The organism is Azospirillum formosense, from assembly GCF_013340925.1.
In the GTDB taxonomy this organism is placed as follows: domain Bacteria; phylum Pseudomonadota; class Alphaproteobacteria; order Azospirillales; family Azospirillaceae; genus Azospirillum; species Azospirillum formosense.
Window position 1 is genome coordinate 1 of the sequence record NZ_WHOR01000275.1, and the last position, 7,527, is coordinate 7,527.

7 protein-coding genes are annotated in these 7,527 nt (G+C 69.7%); 5 read left to right on the forward strand and 2 right to left on the reverse strand.

All coding sequences use genetic code 11. The features are described from left to right. Positions 1-199: 199 nt before the first annotated feature. Both GBZ26_RS24650 and GBZ26_RS24655 read left to right on the forward strand, forming a co-directional pair. Positions 200-1,636 (forward strand): FAD-binding oxidoreductase, encoded by a 1,437-nt coding sequence (locus GBZ26_RS24650; protein WP_174441105.1) that lies wholly within the window; start codon positions 200-202, stop codon positions 1,634-1,636. A gap of 101 nt (positions 1,637-1,737) precedes the next feature. Further along, a complete protein-coding gene (locus tag GBZ26_RS24655) occupies positions 1,738-2,403 on the forward strand; it encodes a hypothetical protein (RefSeq protein WP_174441106.1) in 666 nt (221 codons plus the stop codon). A 16-nt stretch (positions 2,404-2,419) separates the two neighbouring features. Here GBZ26_RS24655 and GBZ26_RS24660 read toward each other — a convergent pair whose 3' ends face one another. Next, complete coding sequence (locus GBZ26_RS24660; RefSeq protein WP_174441107.1) at positions 2,420-3,442, reverse strand: lysozyme family protein; 1,023 nt, start codon at positions 3,440-3,442, stop codon at positions 2,420-2,422. Between the two features lie 252 nt (positions 3,443-3,694). Between GBZ26_RS24660 and GBZ26_RS24665 the strand changes: the two genes are divergently transcribed. From GBZ26_RS24665 to GBZ26_RS24675, 3 genes are all read left to right on the forward strand, one after another. Further along, positions 3,695-5,494 carry an acyl-CoA dehydrogenase gene (locus tag GBZ26_RS24665; protein WP_174441108.1) on the forward strand — a complete coding sequence of 600 codons (1,800 nt, stop codon included), beginning with the start codon at positions 3,695-3,697 and terminating at the stop codon, positions 5,492-5,494. A gap of 132 nt (positions 5,495-5,626) precedes the next feature. Then, positions 5,627-6,304 (forward strand): hypothetical protein, encoded by a 678-nt coding sequence (locus GBZ26_RS24670; RefSeq protein ID WP_174441109.1) that lies wholly within the window; start codon positions 5,627-5,629, stop codon positions 6,302-6,304. Positions 6,305-6,443: 139 nt separating this feature from the next. Beyond that, on the forward strand, positions 6,444-6,719 hold the full coding sequence (locus GBZ26_RS24675) for a hypothetical protein (protein WP_174441110.1): 276 nt from the start codon (positions 6,444-6,446) through the stop codon (positions 6,717-6,719). A gap of 8 nt (positions 6,720-6,727) precedes the next feature. On the opposite strand, the gene pcsA is transcribed toward GBZ26_RS24675, so the two are convergent. Beyond that, positions 6,728-7,465 (reverse strand): phosphatidylcholine synthase, encoded by a 738-nt coding sequence (gene pcsA, locus GBZ26_RS24680; RefSeq protein WP_174441111.1) that lies wholly within the window; start codon positions 7,463-7,465, stop codon positions 6,728-6,730. Between the last annotated feature and the right edge of the window lie 62 nt (positions 7,466-7,527).

The following is a 7,527-nucleotide window of genomic DNA, read 5'->3' on the forward strand; positions in this document are numbered from 1 at the left end:
CACACAAGCCTGCGGTGTCGCAGTTTTTTTTGTGGAAAAGAAGAGAGAGACAGAGTAAAACGACAGGGGGCGGGAGGGCGCCGGCTTAGCTGTGGAAAAAAAAAGGGGGAGGGGAGGAAAAAAACCCCCCCCCCGCGGCGACGGGGGGGGGGGGGGGGGGTGGGGGCAATGCTCTCTCCAGCCCCCGGACCGTCCGCCCATGACCTCCGCCAGCCCTGCCGCCAGCCTCTCCGCCGCCCTCGACCGGATCCGCGCCATCGTCGGCCCGAACGGCCTTCTCACCGCGCCGGAGGACATGGCCCCCTACCTGTCGGAATGGCGCGGGCGCTTCAAGGGCAACAGCCCGGCGGTGGTCCGCCCGGCCAGCACCGAAGAGGTCGCGGCGGTGGTGAAAATCTGCGCGGAGGCCGGCATCCCGGTCGTCCCGCAGGGCGGCAACACCAGCCTCGTCGGCGGCTCCATCCCCTACGAGGAAGGGCGCGAGATCGTCATCAGCCTGTCGCGGATGAACAGGATCCGCGGCATCGACACGCTGAACTACACCATGACGGTGGAGGCCGGCGTCGTGCTGAAGACCGCGCAGGAGGCCGCGAAGGACAAGGACCGCCTGCTGCCGATGAGCCTGGGGGCCGAGGGCACCTGCCAGATCGGCGGGCTGATCTCCACCAACGCCGGCGGCATCAACGTGCTGCGCTACGGCAACATGCGCGACCTCGTGCTGGGTCTTGAGGTGGTGCTGGCCGACGGGCGCGTCTGGAACGGCCTGCGCAGCCTTCGCAAGAACAACACCGGCTACGACCTGAAGCACCTGTTCATCGGGGCGGAGGGCACGCTGGGCATCGTCACCGCCGCGGTGCTGAAGCTCTACCCGCGTCCGCGCCAGGCCGAGACGGCCTTCATCGCCGTGCCCAGCCCCGCCGCCGCCATCGAGCTGCTGGCCCGCCTGCGCGCGGCGTCGGGCGACGCCGTCGCCGCCTTCGAGCTGATGTCGCGCCGCTGCCTGGAGTTCGCGCTGAAGCATGTGGCCGGCACCATCGACCCGCTGTCGGAGCCGTCGCCCTGGTACGTGCTGACCGAGCTGACCGCCGGCACCCAGTCCGACGCCTTCCGCGAGACGGTCGAGGCGGCGCTGGGCGAAGCCTTCGAGGCGGAGCTGGCCACCGACGCCACCATCGCCCAGTCGGAGACCCAGGCCAACCAGCTCTGGTTCATCCGCGAGGCCATCGTCGAGGCGCAGAAGTTCGAGGGCGGCTCGATCAAGAACGACGTGTCGGTCCCGGTGTCGCGCGTCGCCGAGTTCATCGAGCGCGCCGAGGCCGCGGTGGCCGCGGCCTGCCCCGGCATCCGCCCGACCCCCTTCGGCCATGTCGGCGACGGCAACATCCACTTCAACCTCAGCCAGCCGGAGGGCGCCGACACCACCGCCTACCTCGCCCGCTGGGACGAGATCTGCCACGTCGTGAACGAGGTCATCTTCGACCTGGACGGTTCGATCTCCGCCGAGCACGGCGTGGGCCGCTTCAAGAAGGACGAGATGCCGGTCATCAAGAGCCCGGTCGAATTCGACCTGCTGCGCGCCATGAAGGCGGCGCTCGACCCCAAGGGCCTGCTGAACCCCGGCAAGATGCTGCCGTAAGGGGCGCCACCCGAAAGAGGTCCCCTGCCCGCCCCGTGAGACCTTTCGCGGTTCCGGCCTGTTCGTAGGAGTCGGTCGGTAACCGCGGAACGGAGGCGGCGATGCTTCTCGCGATGTCGGCGTGGATGCGCCTGATGCTGGGCGAGGCCGAGACGGCGCCGGTGCATGGCGCGTCCACCACAGGCGCCCTGCCGCCGGAACAGGAGCGCATCCGGCGGGCGGTGCATGACGCCGTGACCGCCCACCCGCTGCACCGCGACCTGGTCCACACCCACCGGCTGGGCGGTTGCCAGTATTACGCCTTCGCCGGAGCGATGCTGCTGGAGGCCCTGGGCCAGGGGAAAACGGAGGTCGCGCTGGGCCGCGTGGCGTTTCGCAAGCCCGAGCCCCACGGCCGGGGGCGCTGGCTCGGCTACCCGGCGGCGCCCGCCGACGTCCGTCCTCCCAATCCCGCGCAACGGCGGCAGGAGGCGGAAGCCTTCCCGTTCCATGCCTGGATTCGCCTGACCGGCCCCGGCGGACGGCGATTCCTGATCGACTTCGATCTGACCAATGTGCTGCGGGAGGTAAGGCTGCGCGAACCGCGCCATGCGGCGGGCCTGAGCCATCGGCCGCCGGCTTTCTGGGGAAGCGCCGCGGCGGCGCACCGGGCGGGGTTGCGGTTCGAGCCGCACCGCCGGCTGACCGCCGACGCGCTGCTGCCCGGCGACCGCCGGGTCTTCGCGGCCATTGCGGCGGAGGCGCGCGACCGCCTCAAGGGCGCGTAGCCCGGCGTTCAGCCGGTCAGGCCGCCTTCGTCGTCGTGTCCGCCGTCCCGGTTCCCTGCCCGACCACCTTGGACAGGCCAAGCCCGAGGCCAAGCCCGGTGTGCTCGTTCTGATCCGTGCGGACCGGCTGGTCGCGCATGCGGCGGTTGTCCTTGTCCTCGCCCTCCGGGCGGCGGCCGCGGGCGGGCCGGCCGGAGATGCTGTCCACCTCGTCCGGCGTCTCCAGCGCGTTCAGGGCCAGCACATGGTAGATCGACAGCGGCGTGCCGTTCAGCGCCTTCTGCGGCATGCTGGGCACCTGGGTGGTGAAGCCGTCCGGCATGTCCTGCCGGCGCACCCGGTCGATGGCGGTCTGGGCCGGGGCGAAGTCGGCGTTGGGCGACTCCGCGAACTTCGTCGCGAAGCGGTCGTAGATGTCCTTCAGCGACTTGGCCCGGCCGGTGTCCTTGTCGAAGAACACCGCCTTGTTGGCCGAGGCGGCGTCGGGGAACAGCTCCTTCGCGGCGCGGTTGGGGTTGTCCTGCATGGCGTTCAGGAACTTCGACGCCCCGCCCGCCCCGAGGAAATGCGCCATGTAGAGTTCGGTGGAGCCGACCTTCCCTTTGACCGTGTCCTCCAGATACTCCTTGTTGTCGCGGGTGTATTCCGCGGCCATCAGGGCCGAGGCGTTGGGATCCTTGCGCAGGTCGAGGATCTCGCGCTTCAGGTCGGGATCGGTGACGTAGGGCCGCCCGTCGCCGCGCGTCTGGATCGCGTTGGCGTATTTGGCGTAGCCGTGGTCCGCCCCGTGGTCGCGCATCGTCGCCAGCCATGTGCTGTCGATGAACTGGTAGAGCCCGGTCGCCGAGGACGAGGAGGACTTCACGTCCGTCCGGTACCCGCTCTCCACGGCAGCTTTTTCCATGAGGTAGGAAAAATCGACCCCGGTCTTGGCGCTGGCGTTGCGGACCGCCGCCTCGACAGTCTCCGGCCCGCGGCTGGTCTTCGCGGCCTGGACGGCGGATTCGGCCTGACGGGCAAGGGCGGAGGCGATGGTCATGGGAGGAACCCCTGTGAGCGGTGCTGCCCCACCTATGCAACCGGGATGCCAAGTTTCGCCTCCCCTCCTGCGTCGCAGCCGCGCTGTTCGCACCGCAACCCAGATGCCAATATTCCTGTCGGACGGTGAGGCTCGCCATGCACCATTCGGTACGGTATGGTGACGCGCACGTAAACCGCCCAAGGCGTGTTCACGCGCAATCGGGCACGCAGAAACGCACGCACAATCGGGTCACGGGAGGCCGCTCCATCCATGATTCCCTACACCGCTCCGGTCGATGACCTCCGCTTTGTCCTCAACGAGGTGGTCGGCCTCGAAACGGTCGCCGCGCTTCCGAACTGCGATTCGGCGGCCCCCGATCTGGTGGACGCCGTGCTGGAGGAAGCCGGCAAGTTCGCCTCCGGCGTTCTCGCCCCGCTGAACCGGGTCGGCGACAAGGAAGGCTCGGTGCTGGAGAACGGCGTGGTCCGCACGCCGACCGGCTGGAAGGACGCCTACACCCAGTTCACCGAGAGCGGCTGGAACAGCCTGCCCTTCGAGCCGGAGTATGGCGGGCAGGGCCTGCCCTGGACCGTCGCCTTCGCGGTGAACGAGATGTGGCAGGCGGCCAACCTGTCCTTCGGCCTGTGCCCGCTGCTGACCCAGGGCGCGGTCGACCTGCTGACCGAGCACGCCAGCGCGGAGCAGAAGGCGCTCTACCTGCCGAAGATGATCGCCGGCGAGTGGAACGGCACCATGAACCTGACGGAGCCGCAGGCCGGCTCCGACCTCGCCGCCGTGCGCACCCGCGCGGTGCGGGCCGACGACGGGACCTACCGCATCACCGGCCAGAAGATCTTCATCACCTATGGCGAGCATGACCTGACGGACAACATCGTCCATCTCGTGCTGGCCCGCCTGCCCGACGCGCCCCCGGGCATCAAGGGCATCAGCCTGTTCATCGTGCCGAAGTTCCTGCCCAACGCGGACGGCACGCCGGGCGCGCGAAACGACCTGCGCTGCGCCAGCCTGGAGCACAAGCTGGGCATCATGGCCAGCCCCACCGCCGTCATGGCCTTCGGCGACGATGGCGGCGCCATCGGCTTCCTGGTCGGCCAGGAGAACCGCGGCATCGAATACATGTTCACCATGATGAACAACGCCCGCCTCGGCGTCGGCATCCAGGGCGTGGCGATCGCCGAGCGCGCCTACCAGCAGGCCCGCGACTATGCCAAGGGCCGCGTGCAGAGCAAGGATCTGGCCGACCCCAAGGGCTCCGGCGTCGCCATCATCCGCCACCCGGACGTGCGCCGGATGCTGCTGGACATGCGCGCCAAGACGGAGGCCGCCCGCGCGCTGGCGCTCTACGCCGGCACCCAGCTCGACGTCTCCCGCCACCACGAGGACGCCGCGGTGCGCGCCGCCGCCACCGCCCGCGTCGACATCCTGACCCCCATCGTGAAGGCGTGGAGCACCGACATCGGCTGCGACGTCGCCTCCACCGGCGTGCAGATCCACGGCGGCATGGGCTTCATCGAGGAGACCGGCGCCGCGCAGCATTACCGCGACGCCCGCATCACCCCGATCTACGAGGGCACCAACGGCATCCACGCCAACGACCTGACCTTCCGCAAGACCGGCCGCGACGGCGGCGAGTCGGCCCGGACCTTCATCGCGGAGATGCGCGCCACGGTGGCGGAGCTGGAGAGCATCCCCAGCGACGACATGGAGGCGATCCGCACCAACCTGTCCGCGGGTCTGGACGCACTGGAGCAGGCGGTGGCCTGGGTGGTGAAGACCCAGGCCGACGGCGACCTGCGCGCCGCGGCGGCGGGGGCCGTGAACTATCTGAAGCTGTGGGGCACGGTGGCCGGCGGCTGGATGCTCGCCCGCTCCGCCGCCAAGGCGCTGGAGGGGCTGCGCCAGCCCGGCGCCAACGCGCCCTTCCTGGAGGCCAAGCTGGTCACCGCCCGTTTCTACGCCGAGCAGATCCTGGCCCAGGGGCCGGGCCTGCTGCTGCCGATCCTGACCGCCCACCGCACGGTCATGGCGCTGAGCGAGGATCAGTTCTAAGCACTCAGGACCCATCGCTGTGGCGGTTTGGCCACAGCCAGCTGAAACGCGGCCGGCGCCCCACGCCGGCCGCAACTTTTGCGGTTGGTCCGCGTTCCCCGTTCGATCGAGACGCACCAGGGGAAACGCCGCATGCGCACCGCCGCCCTTCTCGCCTTCGCCCTCGCCGTTGCCGGAGCCTCCGCCGCCACCGCCCAGACCATGGATGGTCCGGTCGGGCCCCCCTTCCATGTCGGCGCGCAGGCCAGCACGCTGGGCTTGGGACTGGAGGCCGGCTACCGGGTGAATCCGCTGTTCGGGCTGCGGCTGGGCGGCAACATGTTCACCTTCAGCACCGACCGCGGCATCTCCGGCGTCGATTACGACCTGGACGTGAAGCTGCGCAGCTTCGGCGCTGTGCTGGACCTCTACCCGGTCGCCGGCACCGGCTTCCGCATCAGCGGCGGCGCGCGCATCAACTACAACAAGGCCGACCTGACCGGCACCCTGTCCGGTCCGCGCAGCTTCGGCGGGGTGGTGGTCACGCCGCAGCAGGCCGGCCAGCTCGACGGCGAGGCCAAGTTCGACCGCTTCGCCCCCTATGCCGGCATCGGCTACAACGGCACGGTGTTCAGCCCCAACTTCAGCGTCGGCGTGGATCTCGGCGTGCTGTTCCAGGGCAAGCCGCGGGTCAGCCTGAGCGCCCCCGGGGTGGCGACCACGCCGGCCATCGCCGCCGTGCTGGAGGACCAGCGCCGCGAGGTGGAGGACTCGATCCGTGCCGCCCGCTTCTGGCCGGTGGTCGCGATCACCGCCTCTTACCGCTTTTGACGGAGGCCCGCTTTTGACGGAGGGCCCGCTTTTGAAGCCCGGCCCGCTTTTGAGGAAGGGCCCGCTTTTGAGGGAGGACGGGCACCAAACGCCCCCATGAACCGTTACGCCTCCATGGATCAACTGTGGAGACCATCCCATGGCTCGTCGTAACGGGATTCGCACCGCCGTCCTTGCCCTTCCCCTCCTGGCCCTGCCGCTGCTGGCCGCCTGCGACGACCAGCAGTCGGCGGAGAAGACCGGCCAGGAGATCGGGCGCGCGGTGGACCAGACCGCGGAGCGCGTGGGCGAGGCCGCCAAGGGCATCGGCGCCGAGGCCGGCCGCATGATGCAGGACGCCGGCACAGCCATCCAGCAGAAGGCCCGCGACGCCAAGGACGACATCAACCGGGAGACCGCCCCCGAGAAGCCCTGAGGCGCGCCTTACGCCTCGGCCGGCCCGCGCAGCGTCCGCCACAGGCAGACCGCCGCGTAATAGGCGCTGCTGGCCAGCCAGACATACCAGACGGCGTCGGGACGGTCCGGGTACAGGACCACCAGCGCCGCGCTGGAGGCCAGCCACGCGCCGCTGACCAGAAGATTCAGGCGCATCCAGCGGCGCACCCGGAAGGGATGCAGGAACTTCACCGTCGTGAAGGTCAGCAGCCCGAGGACCAGCACCACCGCGGTGTTGATCCACGGGTCGAGCGCCAGAAGCCACAGATAGAGCGCGACCACGTTCCAGATCGCCGGAAAGCCGACGAAGTAGTTGTCGCCGCTCTTCATCCCGGTGTTCGAGAAGCAGTAAAGCGACGTCATCATGATGAAGGCGGCCAGCGCCACGCCGAACCCGTCGGGCAGCAGGCCGAAGCGGTACAGGAAGACGGCCGGAACGACGACGTAGGTCAGATAGTCGATCACGAGGTCGAGCGCCGACCCGTCGATGCCCGGCAGCACCTCCTTCACCGAGGCGCGGCGGGCCAGCGTGCCGTCCACACCGTCGACCACCAGCGCCAGCCCCAGCCAGCCCAGGCACGCCTTGGCCTCGCCGTTGACCGCGGCGAGCAGCGCCAGCAGCCCCAGCACGACGCCGCTGCCCGTGAAGGCGTGCACGCCCCAGGCCGACAGCCGCCGCAAGATCCCGTACCCGCCGTCGCTGTCGTCCTTGAACCCGCTGTCCACTGAGCGCCTCATCGTGCCGTTGGCGCCAACCTAGCCATACGGCGCGAAAAGTCCAAGTGGGT

Coding starts and splice junctions, on each gene's coding strand:
- GBZ26_RS24650 (WP_174441105.1), top strand. CDS start 200: ATGACCTCCGCCAGCCCTGCCGCCAGCCTCTCCGCCGCCCTCGACCGG.
- GBZ26_RS24655 (WP_174441106.1), top strand. CDS start 1,738: ATGCTTCTCGCGATGTCGGCGTGGATGCGCCTGATGCTGGGCGAGGCC.
- GBZ26_RS24660 (WP_174441107.1), bottom strand. CDS start 3,442: ATGACCATCGCCTCCGCCCTTGCCCGTCAGGCCGAATCCGCCGTCCAG.
- GBZ26_RS24665 (WP_174441108.1), top strand. CDS start 3,695: ATGATTCCCTACACCGCTCCGGTCGATGACCTCCGCTTTGTCCTCAAC.
- GBZ26_RS24670 (WP_174441109.1), top strand. CDS start 5,627: ATGCGCACCGCCGCCCTTCTCGCCTTCGCCCTCGCCGTTGCCGGAGCC.
- GBZ26_RS24675 (WP_174441110.1), top strand. CDS start 6,444: ATGGCTCGTCGTAACGGGATTCGCACCGCCGTCCTTGCCCTTCCCCTC.